The organism is Streptomyces sp. RLA012 (assembly GCF_056270325.1).
Window position 1 is genome coordinate 875,075 of the sequence record NZ_JBWDPA010000002.1, and the last position, 20,269, is coordinate 895,343.

Here is a 20,269-nt window from a genome sequence, read left to right on the forward strand (position 1 = left end):
CCCGCCCCGGGGCATCGTCCGAGGTCAGACGCGGTTCAGTTGCGGGTCCACTGCTGGTTGGATCCACCGTTGCACGACCAGAGGTCGATCAGCGTTCCGTTGGCCGTGGCGGCACCCAGGGCGTCGAGGCACAGGCCCGAGACGTTGTTGGTGATGGTGCCGTTGGCGTTGATGGTCCACTTCTGGTTGGTGCCACCGTTGCAGTCCCAGATGACGACACGGGTGCCGTTGGCGGTGCCGCTGTTGTAGGCGTCGAGGCACTTGTTGCCGTAGACGACCAGTTCACCGCGCGAGGTCGAGGTGAAGGTCTGGTTCTGGCCGCCGCCGCAGTCCCACAGCTCGGCCTGGCTGTTGTTGGTGATGGTGCTCTTGAAGAAGTCCAGGCAGCGCCCGGACCCGGTGCCGACGACCGCCGTCCCGTTGGTGCCCGGGACGGAACGCACGGCCACGGCGTCGATGTCGGGCGCGATGCCCGACGCCCCGAAGACCAGCGTGTTCGAACCCTTCGCCAGGGAGGCGAGAACGGAGACGGTCCGGTACGTGGTCGCCGAGCCGGTGGGCGGGAACGCCAGCATCTGCGCGTACTGGCCGCCCACCTGGAGGGTCGCCCTGCGGTCGGTGGTGCCACCGTTGGCGTACGTGATGTCGATCAGCTTGGTGCCCGCGGCGGCCGCCGTGACCCCGGTGAAGGTCGGGGTCGTCGCGGTCGTGGTGTCCTCGTAGGTCGTCCCGGACGCCTCGGTGCCGGAGACGGTGAGCAGCACACCCTCGCCCGCCGGGACACTGGCGGTGTAACTCGTCGCGTACGAGCCGACGTTGGAGGCGGACCAGACATTGCGCACGGCGGCGGAGGCGGTGGTCAGGCCCATGTCCTGCCAGCGGGCGGTGATGTTCGCCGCGGCGGACGTACGGTTCAGCAGCAGGACCGCGCGCTTGCCGGTGCCGGAGAGGATCTTGCTGTAGACCTGCAGCCCGGTGCTGTCCTCGGCGACCTCGACGCCCTGCAGCCCGCGGGAGTCCTGGTCGATCGCGATGACCTCGGAGTTGGTGAGGATCGAGGCGGTCGTCGAGCTCATCGTGGCCAGGTTGTTGCCCGCGAGCAGGGGTGCGCCGGAGATCGCCCACAGACCCATGTGGGTGCGGTTCTGGGCGGCGCTCAGGCCGTTCATGCCGACCGTCATCATGTCCGGGTCGTTGTAGAAGCCGGTGTGCTGGGCGCCGGGGTGCAGCGACTTGTCGAAGTTGGCGAGGATGTTCGACATCGTCGGGTTGTTCGGGTAGTAGACGATGTCGGTGCTGGTGCGCCACATCGCGCCCGTGCCCGCGGCCCAGTTCCAGGGGTTGCCCGTGCCCCACTCGCACAGCGACAGGACGAGCGGACGCCCGGTGACGGCGGTCGCGGCGGTGTTCGCGTCGCGGATCGCCTTGTACGTCGTCTCCTGGTCGAGGCCCTCGGCGTCACCGCCGCACCAGTCGATCTTCAGGAAGTCGAAGCCCCAGTTCTGGAAGGTCTCCAGGTCCTGCTGGTTGTGACCCTCCATCCCGGTGTTGGGCGCGGCGGGCGTGGTGTCCGGGGTCGGGTAGTAGTAGCCACAGCCGTTCTTGCCCGCGTCGGTGTAGATCCCGGCCTTGAGGCCCTTGCTGTGGATGTAGTCGACGATGGCCTTCATGCCGCCGGGCCACTTGGCGGTGTCGACGGTGATGTTGCCGTTGCTGTCGCGGGTGCCCAGCCACCAGCCCTCGTCGATGTTGACGTACTTGTAGCCCGCGGCGGCCATGCCGGACGACACCAGGGCGTCGGCCTGGGCCTTGATGGTGTTGTAGTCGATGACACTGGCGAAGCTGTTCCAGGACGCCCAGCCCATCGGGGCGGGGGCGACCCCGATCTGGCTGGTGCTGACGGCGGTGGGCTCGGCCGTGAGCGGTGCGGCGGAGCGTCCGACTCCGGCCAGTCCGACGACGGCGAGACCCAGAACGGCACCGTGGACGGCCGCGCGCCTCAGGAGACCTCTGAGGCGTTTGGTGTGTGAATGGGGGGACATGCGGCTCTCCCTTGAGAGATTTGTTCGCAGACTCGAACAAAAGTCAACGAGACTCGCCATATGGGAGCCGCCATCTCTGAGGTGCGTCAAGTCCCTTGCCGACAGCGCCCGTTCACGTTCGGCCACCCGTACGTGAACGCCCCTCGGGACCGGGTGGTGGCCGTCGGTCGCACCGTCGTGTGCACGCGATACCTTCGGTCTGACACGACCCGGCCCGGCCCCGCCCGGCCGGGGAAAGATCTCAAGCATCGGGATGGTCATGCGCGAGGACGCGATCGTTGAGGCGGCGGCCGGAGTTCATCTGGTTCACGGCAGCAACACGAACTGGGTGATCCTGGCCGACGGAGACGCCGTCACGCTGATCGACACGGGGTATCCCGGCGACCGTCCGGACGTCCTCGCCTCGCTCGCCGCGCTCGGCCACTCCCCCGAGGCCATCAGCGCCGTACTCATCACCCACGCGCACAACGACCACCTCGGGTCGGCCGAGTACCTCAGCAGTACCTACGGCGTCCCGGTCCATCTGCACGAGGAGGAGCTGCCGCACGCGCGCCGCGAGTTCCTCCAGCAGGTCAGCGTGGGGGAGGTGATGCGTCAGGCGTGGCGCCCCGGCGTACTGCCCTGGGCGGTGCACGCCATCCGCTCCGGCGGCACGGCGGACGTCCGGATGACCCGGCCCGAGCCGTTCCCCGACAAGGGGGCACTCGATCTGCCCGGCCGTCCGGTGCCGGTGCACACCCCGGGCCACACCGCCGGTCACTGCGTCTACCATCTGCCGGACGCCGGCATCGTGATCTCCGGCGACGCGCTGGTCAGCGGCCATCCCACCTCGCGGATACGGGGTCCGCAGCTGCTGCCGAACATGTTCCACGCCGAGCGCGCGCACGCCGTCGCGTCGCTGTCGCTCATCGGGACGCTCTCGGCGGACGTCCTGCTGCCGGGGCACGGTCCGGTGCACCGCGGATCCGTGAGCGAGGCGGCGGGGCGCGCCCAGCAGCTCGCCGGCTGACGGCCGCGCCCGAGGTGTCGCGCGGCGGCTAGCCGAGTTCGAGCGTGGTGACCCCGTAGACCCGCTCTCCGGCGAACGGCCTGACCGGGCCGGTGTACATGCGGGCCGTCTCGAAGGACGGAGTGAGACCGAACTCCTCCGCCAGCGCGACGGCCGGGGCGTTCGTCTCGGGGATGTCGACGGCGACGCCGGTCTCCGAAGCGTCCGCGGCCAGGGCCAGCAGGAGGGCGCGGGCGTCCTCGGGGGTGTCGGCGAAGAGCGGGCCGACGCGCGGGCAGTCGCGGGCGGGCCGGATCACCGCGTACCCGGTGAGGCGGCCGTCGGCGACGCGGACGAAGGTGCGGTGACCGGGGTCGGTGAGCCACCGGTCCAGGAACCGGGGGCGGTCGGCCGGGCAGCAGGCGCTGTCGTACGCCGCGATGGACGCGAAGTCGGCCGCTTCGGCGGGCCGGACCCCCGGTGCCGTCCGCGCCGCCGGGACGGTTCCGGTGAAACGGACGGTGCGGTGGGCGAGTTCGAAACCGGACCTGCGGTAGTTGTCCTGCTGCGCGACCACTCCGTCCAGGCCGACCGTCCGGCCGCCGGCGTGGGCCAGGGCCGTCTGCCAGGTGGTGAGGCCGTGTCCACGGCCGCGCTGATCCGGTCGTACGAGATAGAAGCCCAGGAAGGCGTAGTCGGCGCCGTAGGTGACGACCGAGACGGCCGAGACCGGCTGCCCGTCGATCCTGCCGATGAAGAAACCCTCGGGATCCTGGGCGAAGAAGCTCGGGGCGTCGGACAGCCCCGGATTCCACCCCTCGTCCGCCGCCCACCCGCTGATCACCGACCAGTCGTCGAGCGAGGCCCGGCCGACGACGAGGCCTTCGGGACCCGGAGAGGCCATCTGTGCGCTCCGATCACTGGGGGGGCGGGAGTGCGCGGTGGTCGGGCGCACCCGCAGCATCCTTCCCGATCTCCGCGGGGAATTCAGCGGCTGTCACCCGACCGGGACCGTCACTACGGGTGAGACCCCACCGGTCACCGGCCCGCTGGGGTCTCGCCCCTCCGGTCAGCGGGCCGCCGCGGGCCGGAACCGCTGGTACAGCAGGGCCCCGCCCAGGACCAGCCCCGCGCTCGCGGCGATCCCGGGCAGCGTCTGGTCCGCACCCGTATGGGCGAGGGACGCCGCGGGCAGTGGTGGGGCGTGGTACGGCCTCCCGGGCGCGGCCGCCCGGGGCGGGGTGTGCGGCCTCGGGGCGGGCCCGACGGGGTGCTGGGGGCGGCCGCCGGAGGTGTTCGTGGACGTGTTGCCCACGGACGCGTTGCCGAGGCCGACCACGGTCACCGAGTTGCCGCTGACGTTCACGGGGAGGTGGACCGGGAGCTGCAGGTCGTTGCCCGAGAGCAGGCCCGGAGAATCCTTTCCGCTCCCTGCCGCGACAGCACCGCCGTGCATGACCGCACCTCCGCGCACCCCGCTCGGGGCCGTGCCGCCGGCACCCTCGCCGCCCCCGCCGGGGATCCTCCCGCCGGCACCGGGGCCCCTGCCGTCGCTCACGTTCGCGCAGCCGTTGCCCGCGGCGGGGTTGAGGAGACCGGCCACGTTCACGGTATTCCCGCACACGTTCACGGGGACGTGCACCGGGAGCTGGATGGTATTGCCGGAGATCAGCCCGGGCGAGCCCGCCGTGTCACCGTCCGCCGTGGAATCGGCGTACGCCGGCATCGTCACGGCCAGCGCGCCCGAGGCGGCGGCCGCGGCGATCAAACCATTTCGGGTAACCCGTTTCATAGGTTCCCTGCCTTCCAGACATGGTCGCGGGCACTCGCCCGCACCGCGTAAAACGCCGGAGGACCATCCGAGTTATGGCTTATCGGGCTTTCACTCCATCGAGCGTCACGTTTATCGAACTACCCGTACCGGCCCGGAGGCGGCCTCGCGGGCACCCGCCTATCGTGATCGTAGGGGTAACCCCGGCGCCCGGGCCGACGTCGGGCGTCCCTGGAGGCAGGCATGCTGTCCGTGCACCAACGCTGGGCGTGCGCCGGAGCCGGCGCCGCGACGCTGGCCCTGCTGGCGGCGGGGCTGCCCGCGGCGGCGACGGCCGCCGACCATCCCGACCTGACCCGGTTCTACCGGCAGCGGATCACGTGGGGCGCCTGCAAGGGCGACGACATGCCCGCGGATCTCCGGTGCGGGAAGGTGACCGTCCCGCTGGACTACGCGAACCCGGGTGCCGGGACGCTCGACCTCGCGCTCGCCCGCTACCGGGCGACCGGCAGCTCCAGAGGTTCCGTGCTGCTGAACTTCGGCGGCCCCGGCGGTGCGGGTGTTTCGGTGCTCGCCTCGGCCCGCAAGACCGTCATGCCGCTCACCAACGGCTACGACGTGGTGTCCTTCGACCCCCGCGGCGTCGGCCGGTCCTCCCCGGTCAGCTGCGGCGAGGGCACCGCCGGGGTGTCCGCCACGACGGATCCCGAGTCCGACAGCACCGATACGCGGGCCACCCTCGAAGCGCTGCGGAAGGAAGTCGCCGACTGCGTCAAGCACTCCGGCCCCGTACTGGCCCACATCGGCACGGTCAACGCCTCCCGGGACATGGACGTGATCCGCCAGGCGCTCGGCGACAACAAGCTCAACTACCTCGGCTTCTCGTACGGGACACGCCTCGGCGCGGTGTACGCGGCCCAGTTCCCCGACAAGGTGGGCCGGCTGGCGTTCGACGGCGTGGACACGCTCACCGAGCCGATGTCCGAACAGGGCCTGGTGACCGTAGAGGGGCAGCAGACCGCCCTGGACGACTTCCTCACCTGGTGCACCCGGGACGTGGCCTGCCCGTTCGGGCGGGACCCGCGCAAAGCCCGGCAGCGGGTCGTCAAGCTCGTCGACTCGCTGGAGCGGGATCCGGTGCCGACGGGCCTCGGGGAGCCGTTCTCCGGTATGGACTTCACCAGCGCCATCGGCAGGGCCCTCTTCAACCGCCCGATGTGGCCGATGCTCGAACGGGCCCTCGCCGCGCTCGTCCAGGACGGCGACCCCAGTGGGCTCCAGCAGATCTCGGCACCGGGCTCCCAGCTGCCCGCCGCCCTGAGCGCCGGTCCCCCGCACGGCGGACTCGTCGCCCCCGCGGACATCCCCTCCGACAACCTGGCCGCCGCGCTGGTGGCGATCAACTGCGCGGACGACCCCGACCGGCCCACCGACGCCCGGATCATCAAGGACATCGACCGGCTGCGCACCACGTACGAGGAGGCGTCGCCGGTGTTCGGCCGCTACCGGCTCGCCCAGGTGCTGCTGTGCTACGGACGGCCCAAGGGCACGGACTACATTCGTGACGAGGTGCGCGACCTGAGCGGCCCGAAGATGCTCCTCGTCGGCACCCGGGGCGACCCCGCGACCCCGTACCGCTGGACCGAGGAGACCGCGAAGCGGCTCGGTTCCTCGGCCGTCGTGCTCGACAACAAGGGCGAGGGCCACACCGGGTACGCCTCCTCCAAGTGCGTGCGCCAGAAGGTAAACGACTTCCTGCTGTACGGCTCGCTGCCGGACAACGGCAGTTCCTGCGGCCCGGAGGACTCGGCGGGCCACTGAGCGGACATCCACACCTAGGAGGCGTCGCCCCGCGCACGCCGTATCCGTCCGTGACCCACGTACCCGACCGAGTCCCGTGACCCACGTACCGACCGAAACTGGGGGAACCTGCCGATGCGCATCCGACCCGTCCTCGCCCTCCCGGCCGCCGCCGCGGCACTGCTCCTCGCCGTGCCCCAGAGCGGCTCGGCCGCCGCGCGGCCCGCCAAGTGCGCCGAGAAGTCCGTCGTCGTGCGGGCCCACCGGTCCGCCACCGACCCCACCGTGGTGCGTGTCGACGTCACCAACCGCTCCGCCAGGACGTGCACCGTCGACCGCATCCCCACGGTCACCTTCGGGAACCTCGACGGTGCGGCCCTGCCGGTGCCCGCCGGCCGGAGCGGGCCGTACCCGATCGGTCCGGGGGCCAGGGCGTACGCGGCGGTGCGGACGATCGCCGACCCGGCGGACCCGGAGGCCCGCCGGGTGCCGGGGATCGCCGTCTCGGCGAACCCGTACCTCTTCGGACGTTCGTTCACCGCGCGCGAGCTGGGCTTCGGGGACGTCGTGCTCGTGTGGGAGCCGGTGACGACGTGGTGGAAGTCGTCGCGGGCCGCCGCCGACCGGGTGCTCGGACAGTCGGCGGTCCCCGGACGGTCGGCGGTCGCTCAGGTGAGCGACACCTCCGGCTTGTAGAGATCGAGCCACAGCGCCAGGTCCAGGGCCCGTTCCAGGCCGCGCCGCGACGCCTGCGTGATCTGCGGGGTGTCGCGGTGGGCGGCCCGGTGGACCCGTTCGCGGTCGACGAGATCGAAGACCGGGTGCGCGGGCCGGGCCAGCAGGTCCTTGACCTGGTCCTGGAGGGCGATCGCGTACTTGGGGTCCTGGGTGGACGGATAGGGGCTCTTGACCCTGTCGTACACGGACTTCGGGATCAGGTCCGCGGTCGCCTCCCGCAGCAGGCTCTTCTCGCGCCCGTCGAAGGACTTCAGGGACCACGGCGTGTTGTAGACGTACTCGACGAGCCGGTGGTCGCAGTACGGCACCCGCACCTCCAGGCCGACCGCCATGCTCATACGGTCCTTGCGGTCGAGCAGGACGCGGACGAACCGGGTCAGATGGAGATGGCAGATCCGCCGCATCCGGTACTCGAAGTCGCTCTCGCCGTCGAGGCGCCTGACGCCGGCGACGGCCGTTCGGTAGCCCTCGGCGATGTACGACTCCAGGTCCAGCGCCTCGGTGAGGTCCGGGCGCAGTACGCCGGCGTCGTCGCCGAAGTCCCGGCCGGCCCGGACGAGCCAGGGGAAGGTGTCGGCGTTACGGGCCTCCTCGTCGAAGAACTGCAGATACCCGCCGAAGACCTCGTCGGCGGACTCCCCGGAGAGCGCGACGGTCGAGTGCTCGCGGATGGCCCGGAACAGCAGGTACAGGGAGGCGTCCATGTCGCCGAGGCTCAAGGGGAGGTCGCGGGCCCTGAGCACCTTCGCGCGGATGTCGAGGTCGGCCAGGGCGTGTGTGTCGAGCACGATGTCCTGGTGGTCGGTGCCCGCGGCGCGGGCCACGTCGTGCACGAAGGGAGTGTCCGGGGTGCCCCGCAGTTCGTCGGCGACGAAGTGGTCGCTCCGGCCGACGAAGTCGACGGCGAAGCTGCGGACCTTCTCCCCGTGCTTGCCGAGCTGCCGGGCGGCCAGCGCCGTCATGGCGGAGGAGTCCAGACCGCCGGAGAGCAGGGTGCAGCGCGGCACGTCGGCGACGAGCTGGCGGCGCACGATGTCGTCGAGGAGCGAGCGGACGGTGGCGATGGCGGTGTCGCGGTCGTCGGTGTGCGCCCGGGTCTCCAGCTGCCAGTAGACGTGGCGGCGCGGACCGGCGCGGTCGACGGTGACGACGGTGCCGGGTTCGACCTCGTGCATGCCGTCCCAGACCGCGTGCCCGGGCGTCTTGACGAGGGTGAAGAGTTCCCGCAGACCGTCGACGCCGACCCGGGCGCGGGCGAGCGGGTTGGCGAGGATCGCCTTGGGCTCGGAGCCGAAGAGGACGCCGTCGGGGGTCGGGTAGTAGTAGAGGGGCTTGATGCCCATGCGGTCGCGGATCATCACGAGCTCGTCGTGGCGGCCGTCCCAGACGGCGAAGGCGTACATGCCGTTGAGGCGCTCGGCGAGCCCCTCGCCCCATTCGAGGTAGCCGCGCAGGACGACCTCGGTGTCGGAGTCGGTCGAGAAGCGGTGACCGTGGCCGGTCAGCTCGCGGCGGAGCTCGGTGAAGTTGTAGGCCTCCCCCGAATAGACCAGCGCGACCGTGCCGTCCGGCGTCCGGGCGGTCATGGGCTGACGTCCGCCGGGCAGGTCGATGATCGCGAGCCGGCGGTGTCCCAGGGCCGCGGGGCCCTCGGCCCAGGTGCCGCGGTCGTCGGGGCCCCGACAGGCCATCGTCTCCGTCATCGCATCCAATGTCTCGCCCTCGGCGCGCAGGTCACGGTCGAAGGAGACCCAGCCGGTGATGCCGCACATGTGTTACCTCCTGCGTCCGGTCCGCCGGGAGCACCGCGCCCACCTGCGCTTTCAGGAACGTACGAGCGCTTCCGAAAAACCAGTTGTATTCAGCAGCTATACAACGAGGCTGCGCCGTGCGCGGAGGGTCGTCAACACGTACGTAATCTGATCGGCCCAGCCGCCCCCGCGGTTCTGGCCGCACTTTGCGCCCTCGGGACCGACGGATCGGCCCACCGCCGGGCGACCGCTATCCGTAATCGGCCATGGGTAAAGACTTCCCCAACATCCGCCGGTGCGCCCCGAGCGCCCCCGGAGAGAGCCCGAGCCGGCCTTCCGGGGCCCCGAGCCGCATGCCCGCTTTCGCCTGTTTCCTTCTCGTGCGTTTCACTCGGGGTGTGCGCCGGATGCTCTTGCCGCAGTTCGTCGCCCTCGGAGCGGCCGGGGCGCTGATCCTGGTGTGGGCCGTCTCGCCCTGGTGGTGGTGCGCGGCGGCCCCGCTGCTGGCCCTGACCGCGCTCGGCGTCCGGGACCTGGCACAGCGCCGCCACTCGGTGCTGCGGAACTATCCCCTGCTCGGCCGTCTCCCCTTCCTCGTGCGGGCCCCGCGCCCCGAGCAGCGGCGGTACTTCGCCGAGCGGAACAGCGGCGACGGACGTCCGTACGACCGTGAGGTGCGCAGGATCGTGTACGAGCGGGCCGAGGGCGTCGAGGCCGAGGTGCCGTTCGGCACCGCACTGGACGTGTACGGGGCCGGCCACGAGTTCCTGGAACCGTCGATGCGCCCGCTCGACGTGCCGGACGAGGTGCCCGTGGTGCGCGTCGGGGGCCCGGACTGCACCCAGCCGTACGACATGGCCCTGCTGAACATCTCCGCGATGAGCTTCGGGGCGCTGTCCTCGCACGCGATCCTGGCGCTGAACAGGGGCGCGGCACTGGGCGGTTTCGCGCACGACACGGGCGAGGGCGGTCTGTCGGAGTACCACCTGCGGGGCGGCGGCGACCTGATCTGGGAGATCGGCACCGGGTACTTCGGCTGCCGGACCGCCGCAGGGGGCTTCGAGGCCCGGCTGTTCGCGGACAAGGCCGCGCTGCCGGAGGTCAAGTGTGTGTCGCTGAAGCTCTCCCAGGGCGCGGGGCCGGGCATCGGCGGGGTCCTGCCCGGCGCCAAGGTGAGCGGCGAGATCGCCCGGGCCCGCGATGTCCCGGCGGGGGAGACGGTGACCTCACCGCCGTACCACCAGGTGTTCTCGACGCCCCGCGAAATGGTGCGGTTCATCGCCCGGATACGGGAGCTGGCGGGCGGCAAGCCGACCGGGCTCAAGCTCTGTGTCGGCTCGCGCCGTCAGTTCCTCGCCGTGTGCAGGGCGATGCTCGCCGAAGGGGTCACGCCCGACTTCATCGTGGTCGACGGCGCCGAGGGCGGTACGGGGGCCGCGCCGCCGGAGTTCGCCGACGCCCTCGGGACGCCGCTGACCGAGGGGCTGATCACGGTGCACAACGCGCTGGTCGGCACGGGTCTGCGCGACCGGGTGCGGATCGGCGCGAGCGGCAGGGTCGCCACCGGTTCGGACATCGTCAAACGACTGGCGCAGGGGGCCGACTACACGAACGCGGCCCGCGCGATGATGTTGGCGATCGGCTGCCTCCAGGCACGGCGCTGCCACACCAACACCTGCCCGACCGGCGTCGCGTCCCAGGACCCGCGCCGGGTGCGCGCCCTGGACGTGGCCGACAAGTCCGCGCGCGTGCACCGCTACCAGCGGGCCACCGTCCGCAGCGCGAGCCGGATCATGGCCGCGATGGGGGTACGGGAGCCGGGCGATCTCACGCCCCGTCGTCTGCTGCGGCGTACGGACCCGACGACCGTACGGTCGTACGCGGAGCTGTACGAGTGGCTGGAGCCCGGTGTGCTGCTCGCCGACGTGCCCGCTTCCTGGGAGGCGGACTGGGCGGCGGCCGATCCGGACACCTTCTGAGCCGATCGGGACACCTTCCGGGCCGGGTTGGTCAGAACTCCACGGGGTCGCGCACGATCGGGCACGTCATACAGTGCCCGCCGCCCCTCCCCCGCCCGAGTTCGGCACCGACGATGGTGATGACCTCGATCCCGGCCTCGCGCAGCAGGGTGTTGGTCTGGGTGTTGCGGTCGTAGGTGACGACCACGCCCGGTTCCAGGGCGACGGCGTTGTTGCCGCTGTCCCACTGCTGCCGCTCGGAGGCGTACACGTCTCCGCCCGTCTCGACGACCCGCAGTGCGGACAACCCGAGGGCTTTGGCCACGACTTCGGTGAAGGGGCGTGATCCCTCGTCGGTGAGTTCGATGCCGGGGGCCTTGTCGCTCGGACGGAGGGAGAAGGTGTGGACCGCGTGCATGATCGCCGGGTACAGGGTCACCAGGTCGCGGTCGGCGAAGGTGAACACGGTGTCGAGGTGCATCGCGGAGCGCAGCCTCGGCAGACCGGCGACGATGATGTGCTCGGCCGCCCCGTTGCGGAACAGCGCGGCCGCGACCTGGGTGATGGCCTGTCTGGAGGTGCGCTCGCTCATGCCCATGAGGACGACGCCGCCGCCGACCGGCATGATGTCGCCGCCCTCGAACGTGGCCTGCCGCCAGTCCAGTTCGGGGTCGCCCCACCACACCGTGGAGCCCGCGAAGTCGGGGTGGAAGGTGTAGATCGCCTTCATCAGGAGTGTCTCGTCGTGCCGGGCGGGCCAGTACAGCGGGTTGAACGTGAGGCCGCCGTAGAGCCAGCAGGTCGTGTCGCGGGTGTAGAGGGTGTTGGGCAGCGGTGGCATCAGATACTCGCCCACGCCCGTGGACTCGCGGGCCAGGGCGAGGTAGCCGGAGCGGAAGTCGTCCGGCAGATCGGCGGTGGCCAGACCGCCGATCAGGAACTCGGCGAGCCGGTCCGGTCCGAGCGTCTCCAGGAAGGCGCGGGTGTCGTCGACGAGCCCGAGCCCGACCTCGTTCGGGGTGATCTTCCGGTCCAGCAGCCAGTCCCTGGCCACCGGAAGCGCCATGGTCCGCGCGAGCAGATCGTGCAGCTCGACGACGTCGACACCGCGCTCACGCAGCTTGTCGACGAAGTCGGCGTGGTCGCGCTGGGCGTTCTCCACCCACATGACGTCGTCGAAGAGCAGGTCGTCGGAGTTGGTGGGGGTGAGCGGTGGTGTGCCAGACCGGGAGCGCAGACGAGCACCTTGCGCAGTCTGCCGACCTCGGAGTGGACGCCGTACGCCGGGTGGCCGGTGGCGTCTTGACTGGTCACGGTGCGCCTTTCTGTGCCCTTCTATGCCTTTTCATGCATTTATATGACTTTCTATGCCATTCTCCGGCTCGGGGGCCGGTCCGGCCCAGCCCGAGCGACACCAGCGATCGACTGCCCCAAATGCCCGATAAGTAAATCGGCTCTATCGTGCTGTTATGGAGCACGCCCTGAGTACCGCAACCCTTTCCGAGCTACGCAGGCCGCGGCCCTACCCGGCGGTGTCGGTCCTGACGCCCACCCACCGCCGCGAGCCCGACAACGCCCAGGATCCGGTCCGGTTGCGCAATGTCGTGGCCGAGGCCAAGAAACAGATCGAGTCCGATCCCGCGGTCACCCGCGAACGCCGTACCGACCTCGTCCAGCAGCTCGACCAGGCGCTGGCGGAGGTCGATCTGGCGCACACCGAGGAGGGCCTGGCGATCTTCGCGGCACCCGGCGAGCACCAGGTGTGGTCGCTGGCCCGTACCGTGCCCGAACGCGTGGTGCTCTCGGACACCTTCCTGACCCGCAACCTCGTCGCCGCGCAGGTCTCGGAGCACCCGTTCTGGGTGCTCGCCGTATCGGCCGACCGGGTGACGCTGTGGAACGGCGGCGCCGACCGCGTCACCGAGGAGGTCACCGCCGACCTCCCGCTGACCCGCAGCCTGGAGGACCCGGACGCCGAGCGCCAGGAACGCATCGGCGACCTGCCCAGCACCTTCCGCGACGAGCGCACCCGGCACTTCCTGCGCGAGGCGGACACCGCGATGGGCCCCGTCCTGCGCGGGGATCCGCGCCCGCTGTACGTCACCGGCGAGACCGCCGCCCTCTCGTGCCTCGACGAGGTCGGCACGGTCACGAAGGACGCCTCACGCATCCCGCACGGCGGGCTCGCACACGGTACCCCCGACGCCGTGTGGCAGGCGGTGCACCCGCGGATCAGCGCCGAGGAGCGGAGGAACACCGCCGAGGTGGCCCGCGAACTCGAATCGGCACGTGGCCGCAGGGCGTTCGCCGCCGGAGTGGACGAGGTCTGGCAGAACGCGTCCCAGGCCCGGATCCGGCTGCTGGCCGTCGAGGAGAACTACCGCGTGACGGTCCGCGACGACGGCGGCGACCATCTCGTCCCGGCCGAGAGCGGTGATCTGGACGCCCGCGAGGACATCGTCGACGAGATCGTCGAACAGTGTCTGGAGACCGGCGCCGAGGTCCGTTTCGTCCCCGACGGCAGTCTCGGTGACGCGAAAGGCATCGCCGGAGTGCTGCGCTACTGATCTTTCCGGCCGACAATCACCTCTGGAACATTCGGTCGGAGAGGTGAGAACGTGAGCAAGCTGTTGGGTGTCGCGGTCCTGGGCGCGGGTCACATGGGCGCCGACCACGTACGGCGGATCGACCGGGTGGTGAACGGCGCCCGCGTCGCGGCGGTGGCCGATCCCGACACCGGACGCGCCAAGGAGGCCTCGGCCGGGATCGACGGCGTCACGGTGCACACGGAGGTGGCCGCCGCCCTCGACGCACCCGGCGTACAGGCGGTGTTGATCGCCTCCCCCGGGCCCGCGCACGAGGAGGCGCTGCTCGCGGCCTTCGAGCGTGGGCTGCCGGTGCTGTGCGAGAAGCCGATGGTGCCGGAGTCGGCCGGGGCGCTGCGCGTGGTGGAGGCGGAGGCACGGCTCGGCCGGAGGCTGGTGCAGGTCGGGTTCATGCGCCGGTACGACGCCGAGTACGTGCGCCTGAAGTCCCTGCTGGACAGCGGGCGGCTGGGCCGTCCGCTGATGCTCCACTGCACGCACCGCAATGTCTCCTCCCCGCCGGGTTTCACCTCCGCGATGCTGATCGACAGCTCCGTCTCGCACGAGATCGACGCGGCGCGCTGGCTGCTCGGCCAGGAGCTCACGGCCGTGACCGTGCTGCGTCCGCGGCCGTCCGCGCACGCCCCGGAGGGTCTTCTCGACCCCCAGTTCGTGGTCTTCGAGACCGCGGAGGGCGCCCTCGTCGACGTCGAGGTCTTCGTCAACTCCGGGTTCGGCTACCAGGTGCGGTGCGAGGCAGTCTGCGAGTCCGGGAGCGCACGGATCGGCGACGCGCACACGATGGTCGTGACCACGGCGGACGGCGCCCGCGAGGAGGTGGCGCAGGACTATCTCGTACGGTTCGCGGACGCCTACGACCGCGAGTTGCAGGCCTGGGTGGACGCCACCCGGGAGGGTCGGGTCACCGGGCCCGGCGCCTGGGACGGGTACGCGTCGGCGGCGGTCGCCGAGGCGGGGGTCCGGGCGCTGGAGAGCGGCGGCCGGGTGACCGTCGAGCTCGCCCCGCGCCCGGACCTCTACGCGTGATCGACCACCGAGTCACGTGATCGACCGCTGAGACCCGCCATCAGCCGCTGACGCTCGCCGCGCCTGTCTCGATGTGCCCGGTGAACCGGCGCGACCAGCCCGCGTCCGAGTCGATGGTGATCGTGAAGTCGTACCAGCCGTTCTGGTGGGCCACGGCGTTGAAGTAGTCCTCGGCCGAAGCGCCCGCGGCGACGGTGTACGTCCACGGCCCGTCGCCGCGGTACTGGTTCGAGGTGATGGTGAACTTCACCGGGACGGCCGAGGAGTTGGCCATCGTGAAGTAGACCGCGGTCTTCCCGGTGCCGGGCTCGACGGCGTAACGGGTGCTCACCTCGGCCGACTTGCCCGCCTGCGTCGCGTCGCCCTTGAAGCGGCGCAGGAAGCGGTTGGGGCCGACCATGGTGAGGTCGTACTTGCCGTCTCCGTACCCCGAGCCGATGTTGAAGTAGTCGGAGGCGGTGCCGCCCGCGTCGACGGTGTACTGCCAGGGCGTCGTGTCGCGGTAGGCGTTCGGGTGGATCGAGAAGTGCGCCGCGCTGCTGGCCGGGGTGCCCTGGTTGGCCATCGCGAACCAGGCGAGGATCTTGCCGCTCGACCCGAACTCCAGGTGGTCCAGACAGCCGTTCGGCTGGTAGGGCAGGGCGCGGGCGGGCCGGGTGCCGGGCTCCTGGGCGGGCAGGGCGTTGGTGGTCGGCACCGGGTTGGGCAGCGGGCCGCAGGTGGAGATCCCGATGACGCTCGTGGCGGGCAGCGGGACCGTCCCGTGGGCCGGGTTGCCGAAGTCGAAGACTCCGGTGAGGTCGCCGGTGACCCTGCGGCGCCAGGCACTGATGTCGGGGCAGGCGGCGGGCTTGCCGAGCGCCGTCGTCCAGGTCTCCAGGAAGCGCAGCACGGAGGTGTGGTCGAAGACCTCCGAGGAGACCCAACCACCGCGTGTCCAGGGCGAGATGACGAGCATCGGGACGCGGAAGCCAAGACCGTACGGGGTGCCGTTCAGGAACTCCCCGGCCGTGTTCGCGGGCGGGGCCGGGGGCGGCACATGGTCGAAGAAGCCGTCGTTCTCGTCGTAGTTGAGGAACAGGACGGTGGAGTCGAAGACGTCCGGGTCGGCGGCCAGGGCCTTGTACACCAGGTCGACGAAGTGGGCGCCGTCGCCGGGCGGGGCGTACGGGTGCTCGGAGAAGCCCTGGTTGGCGACCACCCAGGAGACCTGGGGCAGGGTGCCGGCGAGGACGTCGGCCTTGATGGCGGCGGCGATGTCGTCGGGCGTGGATCCGGTGACCTTCGGGACGGAGGCCATGCCGCGGTCGTACAGCGGGTCGCCCGCCTTGGCGGAGGTGAACTTCTTGAAGTAGGCACAGCCGTTGTCGCCGTAGTTGTCCTGGGCGTTCTGGTAGACCTTCCAGGTCACTCCGGCGGTCTGGAGCGCCTCGGCGTAGTTCTGCCAGGTCAGTCCGGACTCGTCGCCGCCGTCGTAGCTGGAGCCGTCGACCTTGCCGCTCCACAGGTACGTGCGGTTGGGTCCGGTCGCGCTGAGCGTGGAACAGAAGTAGGCGTCGCAGAGGGTGTAGGCGTCGGCGAGCGCGTAGTGGAAGGGGATGTCCGTCCGGTCGAGGTAGCCGAGCGAGCGGACGTTGCCGACGCCCGAGACCCAGTTGTCCAGGCGCCCCTTGTTCCAGGCGGAGTGCTGCGATGACCAGGAGTGCGGGAGGTCGCCGTTGCACTGCGCGAGGGTTTCACCGTCCTTGCCGCCCGCGGCGGGCGTGGAGCTCAGCTTCCACGGGTACTGCCGTCCGCCGCCGTTCGGCTGGTTGAAGACCGGGTGGCCGCCGGACAGCGTGATGCCGCTGCGGTCACCGAAGCCGCGGACGCCCTTGAGGCGGCCGAAGTAGTGGTCGAAGCTGCGGTTCTCCTGCATGAGGACGACGACGTGCCGTACGTCCGAGATGGTGCCGGTCGCCGCTTGGGCGGCGGCCACCGCCGGACGCGCACCGGCACCCAGCGCGGCGCCGGCCGCCACGGATGCGCCGAGCCCCACGAAGCCTCTTCGGCTGATCTGTGTCATTCGCCCGCCCCCTCGTCACCGGAGTGCCCCTGCGGCACACCGCGCGCAAGCGTGCTCGCGGTGATCGCCGAGGTCCATACCGGTGCGGTGAGGGACGGGTGAACAGCGGCCGAACGCCACCGCGAGGCCCGGGTCCCGAAGGGGATCGGGTCCCGGAGGGGATCGGGCCTCGCGGTGGCGTTCGGGGAAAGCGTGCCGTCCCGCTGGACAACCGCGGTGCGGGGGCGCTCCGTTGGTACGGTTCGATCATGTCGCGCCTGGTGGACGTCCCTGGGTATCTGCGCTTTTGGACCGCCTCCGCGGTCTCGGCCTTCGGTTCGCAGGTCACAGGGCTCGCGCTGCAGATCCTCACGGTCGTCACGCTGGGTGCGTCGGCCACGGAGGCAGGTTTGGTGAACGCGGCCCGCTGGGCTCCCTACCTGCTCTTCGGCCTCGTGGCCGGGGTGCTGGTGGACCGTTGCAGGCGGAAGCCGATGATGATGGCCATGGATCTCGGCAGGGCCGCCGTGCTCGGCGCGATCCCCCTGCTGTACGCGCTGGACCGGCTCAGCATCGCCGCGCTGTGCTGGTGCGTCTTCGCCTTCGGCGTGCTCTGCCTGTTCTTCGAGGCAGCCAGTCAGTCCTACGTCCCGCGTCTCGTCCCCAAGGAACTCCTCAACGCGGGGTACGCCCGCGTGGAGCAGGCCGGCGCGGTGGCCGGTTCGACCGGGCCGCTGATCGCCGGAGTACTGATCAGGTTCGTCGGTGCGCCGCTCGCGGTGCTGGTGGACGCGATCACCTATCTGATGTCCGCCCTGCTGCTCACCTCGGTACGGGCCCACGATCCCGTTCCCGACCGGGGGGCGCGGCGCAGCCTCGGTCACGAACTGCGCGAGGGAGTGGCCTGGGTCTACCGCCATCGGACGCTGGCGTCCATCGCGCTGACCTCGCACGCGATGCTCCTGTTCAACACCATCGTGAGTACGGTCTTCGTGGTCTACGCGCTGCGTGAGCTCAGGATCGGGGAATTCGGCCTGGGAGTGACCTACGCCTGCGCGGGGCTCGGCGCGGTGCTCGGTGGTGCGCTCTCGGGGCGGGTGGCGCAACGGCTGGACGTCGGTGCCACCTTGATCGTGTTCCGCGTCCTTGCCGCCGTCGGCTGGCTGCCGCTGGTCCTTGCCGGGCACGGACCGTGGGGGCTCGTGTCGGTGTCGTCGGCCTTCTTCGTGGTGTCCTTGGCGATCTCGATCGAGAGCCCGGTGGAGATGAGTTATCGCCAGTCCGTGACGCCGGACCGGCTGCGGGGACGGATGAACGCCACGATCCGCTCGTTCAACTGGGGGATGGTGGCGGTGGGGGCGCCGGTCGGCGGCTTGCTCGCCGACCGGGTCAGCTATCGGTTCGCCTTGTGGGTGGGCCTGTCCGGAGCGGTCGTTCAGGCACTCGTCCTCGCGGTGTCCCGCACGCGGGAGGCTCGCGCCGCCGATGAACTCGAACCTTCCGCCGCTGTCTGACGGCGGAGCCGCGGGCGGGGGTCGACCGGCCTGGGGAGACCGTCCCGGGGAGAACTGGCCTGGGGCGAACTGGCCTGACGAGAAACTGACCTGACGGAACGTCACCCATGTTGGCCACAAAGCTCTTTGGCTCGGGGTGCCGCCGTTCATGTGGAAGAGCGTGGGGATTCACCTGTCGAGTTGATCGTTTAGCGCGGCCCGCTGAACCGTCGAGGAGGTCCCCCATGCTGAGCAGTGCGAACGGCTGCACGGACGGCTTACGTCCGGACCGGAACGAGAGCCCGCTGGGCCTGTCTCCCCGGGCGGTCGCCCGGGTGGTGGCCAACGCCGCAAGGTTGCACCGTTGTTACCGCGGCCCGCTCGGATCGGTCACCGAGGCGATGGATCTCGCCAGTTCCCAGGTGGACACGGCCTGGTTCGTCACGCCGGGATTCGACGCCCACTCGGACCGTGCCCGGGCGCTGAGCCGCGCCGCCCGACCGATCCCGCTCGACGCGGAGTGGAAGCCGGCCGTGCCCCGGCCGAACTCACCGGTCGCGGCGCCGTATTCCTCACCCGGCCGCACAACCCGACGGGGCGGTTCTTCGGCTCCGGCCGGGTCGACGACATCGTCATCCGTGCCGAGTCGGTGTTCCTCGACACGACGTACGCGAGCTTCGCGGCCCCGGCCCGCACGGCCGGAACCGTACGCCACCGCGGGAGAGCGGCGCCTCCTGGTGTTCCGCAGCTTCTCCGAGAGCCACGGCCTCGCCGGAATCCGGCTGGGAGCACTCATCGGCACTCCCCGGCCCATCGCGCACCTGCGGGACCGGCAACGCTTCCACTCCGTCAACTCGGTTGCCCTGCACGCTCCCGCGGGCGCTCTGGAAGACCCCGGCCATCGCGCCGCGCCGCGATCGCACCTGCTCACCGAACGGCCCCGCCACGTCGCCGCACTCGCCGCCCACCCGCTGCCGACGGAGGCCCGCGACAGCCACGCCGGCTTCGTCGTCGCGCCATGCCGCGAGGATCTGTCCTCGGCCGAGGCCGTCGAACGGTCGGCGGTGCAGGGCGTTCGGGGGCGGGACTGCGGCCACCCCGGACTTCCCGGATGGCTGCGGATCACCGTCGGAACGGCCGAAGACCTGCGCCGGCTCACCGGCGCGCTCACCGACATCGACCCCGTCCCGGCCTCGGCCGACAGACCCTGACCCGAAGGGCATGGCGTGACCCGGCTCACTCCCGCCTTACCGGACTTCGAGCACCGCCTCGTCCCTGCGATCCAGCCGATCCGGCACCTCGCACTCGCACTCGCCCATGCCCTCTACGCCCTCTTGGACAACGATGTCTACGACACCCTCGCGGCGGAGCCGGGCCTGAGCGCCGCGGCCATCGCCGAACGCCACGCCCTCGACCTCGGCCTTGAGCGGTTCACCGCGCTGTGCCGTTATCCGGCGGAAGAGGGCTGTGTCATGCAGGAGCCCGGGAGGCTCCAGGAAGCGGACCACGGCCGGCGGCTGACCGTCCAGGGCCGGGAACTCAAGTCCCTTCCGGCCCCTACCGCTGACCGACCGGCTGCTGGACACCGTGCCCGACCAAGGGCTCACCGTCGTCGACCTGGGATGTGGGGACACCGCCTTCCTCACCGAGCCGGCCGACGTCGCGGTGGAGGACCTGCTCGGTACGACCATGGCGAGCTGCCCGCACGCCCCCTGGCCGGTGACCGAGGCCGACCACCCCATGGACGACCGGCGCACCATCGCCCATGCGCCGGGCCCTGCGTACTGCGACCCGTACTTCCCGCTGTACGCCATCACCGAGCAGCGGCTCGATCTGCGGCAGTTCCGGGACGAGGTCTCCGACCGGGCATGCCTGGAAGCGGCCGCCTGCGACCACCCCGACGAGGACGTCGACTGCACCGCGCTCCCACCGGCCTGCCCGCTGCACCGGTCGACCCCGGCCTGACCTGCCGACCCGGGCGGCGGCCCTGCTGATCCCCGCCCGCTCCTGCGCCGCCCCCGCCACCACACGATCGTGAGGACTCACGTGCCC

15 protein-coding genes and 1 pseudogene are annotated in these 20,269 nt (G+C 71.1%); 9 read left to right on the plus strand and 7 right to left on the minus strand.

Annotated features, from left to right (window positions below; translation table 11 throughout):
* Positions 1 to 35: 35 nt before the first annotated feature.
* Positions 36 to 2,042: an RICIN domain-containing protein gene (locus RV986_RS04505; RefSeq protein ID WP_475916135.1), complete on the minus strand. Its 2,007-nt coding sequence runs from the start codon at positions 2,040 to 2,042 to the stop codon at positions 36 to 38.
* A 259-nt stretch (positions 2,043 to 2,301) separates the two neighbouring features.
* Between RV986_RS04505 and RV986_RS04510 the strand changes: the two genes are divergently transcribed.
* Positions 2,302 to 3,051 carry an MBL fold metallo-hydrolase gene (locus RV986_RS04510; protein WP_475916136.1) on the plus strand — a complete coding sequence of 250 codons (750 nt, stop codon included), beginning with the start codon at positions 2,302 to 2,304 and terminating at the stop codon, positions 3,049 to 3,051.
* A 28-nt stretch (positions 3,052 to 3,079) separates the two neighbouring features.
* Here the strand turns inward: RV986_RS04510 and RV986_RS04515 are convergent, their stop codons facing one another.
* Both RV986_RS04515 and RV986_RS04520 read right to left on the minus strand, forming a co-directional pair.
* On the minus strand, positions 3,080 to 3,934 hold the full coding sequence (locus RV986_RS04515; RefSeq protein WP_475916137.1) for a GNAT family N-acetyltransferase: 855 nt from the start codon (positions 3,932 to 3,934) through the stop codon (positions 3,080 to 3,082).
* 165 nt (positions 3,935 to 4,099) lie between these two features.
* Positions 4,100 to 4,822: a chaplin gene (locus RV986_RS04520; protein WP_475916138.1), complete on the minus strand. Its 723-nt coding sequence runs from the start codon at positions 4,820 to 4,822 to the stop codon at positions 4,100 to 4,102.
* 222 nt (positions 4,823 to 5,044) lie between these two features.
* Between RV986_RS04520 and RV986_RS04525 the strand changes: the two genes are divergently transcribed.
* On the plus strand, positions 5,045 to 6,622 hold the full coding sequence (locus RV986_RS04525) for an alpha/beta hydrolase (RefSeq protein WP_475916139.1): 1,578 nt from the start codon (positions 5,045 to 5,047) through the stop codon (positions 6,620 to 6,622).
* A gap of 114 nt (positions 6,623 to 6,736) precedes the next feature.
* Positions 6,737 to 7,297, plus strand: coding sequence for a DUF4232 domain-containing protein (locus RV986_RS04530; RefSeq protein WP_475916140.1), 561 nt, complete (start codon positions 6,737 to 6,739; stop codon positions 7,295 to 7,297).
* Here the strand turns inward: RV986_RS04530 and asnB are convergent.
* Positions 7,270 to 9,111: an asparagine synthase (glutamine-hydrolyzing) gene (asnB, locus tag RV986_RS04535; RefSeq protein ID WP_475916141.1), complete on the minus strand. Its 1,842-nt coding sequence runs from the start codon at positions 9,109 to 9,111 to the stop codon at positions 7,270 to 7,272. The two genes, RV986_RS04530 and asnB, sit on opposite strands and share 28 nt — an antisense overlap.
* A 386-nt stretch (positions 9,112 to 9,497) precedes the next feature.
* Here asnB and RV986_RS04540 point away from each other — a divergent pair, with 386 nt between their 5' ends.
* Positions 9,498 to 11,069, plus strand: coding sequence for an FMN-binding glutamate synthase family protein (locus RV986_RS04540; RefSeq protein WP_475916142.1), 1,572 nt, complete (start codon positions 9,498 to 9,500; stop codon positions 11,067 to 11,069).
* Between the two features lie 31 nt (positions 11,070 to 11,100).
* On the opposite strand, the pseudogene RV986_RS04545 reads toward RV986_RS04540, so the two are convergent.
* Positions 11,101 to 12,362 (minus strand): annotated as a pseudogene (locus RV986_RS04545) (arginine deiminase).
* A gap of 155 nt (positions 12,363 to 12,517) precedes the next feature.
* Between RV986_RS04545 and RV986_RS04550 the strand changes: the two are divergent.
* Positions 12,518 to 13,615, plus strand: a complete 1,098-nt coding sequence (locus RV986_RS04550) for a baeRF3 domain-containing protein (protein WP_475916143.1) — start codon at positions 12,518 to 12,520, stop codon at positions 13,613 to 13,615.
* A 51-nt stretch (positions 13,616 to 13,666) separates the two neighbouring features.
* On the plus strand, positions 13,667 to 14,680 hold the full coding sequence (locus tag RV986_RS04555) for a Gfo/Idh/MocA family protein (RefSeq protein ID WP_475916144.1): 1,014 nt from the start codon (positions 13,667 to 13,669) through the stop codon (positions 14,678 to 14,680).
* 40 nt (positions 14,681 to 14,720) lie between these two features.
* On the opposite strand, the gene RV986_RS04560 is transcribed toward RV986_RS04555, so the two are convergent.
* On the minus strand, positions 14,721 to 16,745 hold the full coding sequence (locus RV986_RS04560) for a phosphocholine-specific phospholipase C (protein ID WP_475916145.1): 2,025 nt from the start codon (positions 16,743 to 16,745) through the stop codon (positions 14,721 to 14,723).
* Between the two features lie 248 nt (positions 16,746 to 16,993).
* On the opposite strand from RV986_RS04560, the gene RV986_RS04565 reads away from it, so the two are divergent.
* Together RV986_RS04565 and RV986_RS04570 are read left to right on the plus strand one after the other, a co-directional pair.
* On the plus strand, positions 16,994 to 18,238 hold the full coding sequence (locus tag RV986_RS04565) for an MFS transporter (RefSeq protein WP_475916146.1): 1,245 nt from the start codon (positions 16,994 to 16,996) through the stop codon (positions 18,236 to 18,238).
* A 224-nt stretch (positions 18,239 to 18,462) separates the two neighbouring features.
* Positions 18,463 to 19,428: an aminotransferase class I/II-fold pyridoxal phosphate-dependent enzyme gene (locus RV986_RS04570; RefSeq protein ID WP_475916147.1), complete on the plus strand. Its 966-nt coding sequence runs from the start codon at positions 18,463 to 18,465 to the stop codon at positions 19,426 to 19,428.
* Between the two features lie 36 nt (positions 19,429 to 19,464).
* Here the strand turns inward: RV986_RS04570 and RV986_RS04575 are convergent, their stop codons facing one another.
* Complete coding sequence (locus RV986_RS04575) at positions 19,465 to 19,725, minus strand: hypothetical protein (protein WP_475916148.1); 261 nt, start codon at positions 19,723 to 19,725, stop codon at positions 19,465 to 19,467.
* 79 nt (positions 19,726 to 19,804) lie between these two features.
* Between RV986_RS04575 and RV986_RS04580 the strand changes: the two genes are divergently transcribed.
* Complete coding sequence (locus RV986_RS04580; protein WP_475916149.1) at positions 19,805 to 20,182, plus strand: hypothetical protein; 378 nt, start codon at positions 19,805 to 19,807, stop codon at positions 20,180 to 20,182.
* The last annotated feature ends 87 nt before the right edge of the window (positions 20,183 to 20,269 follow it).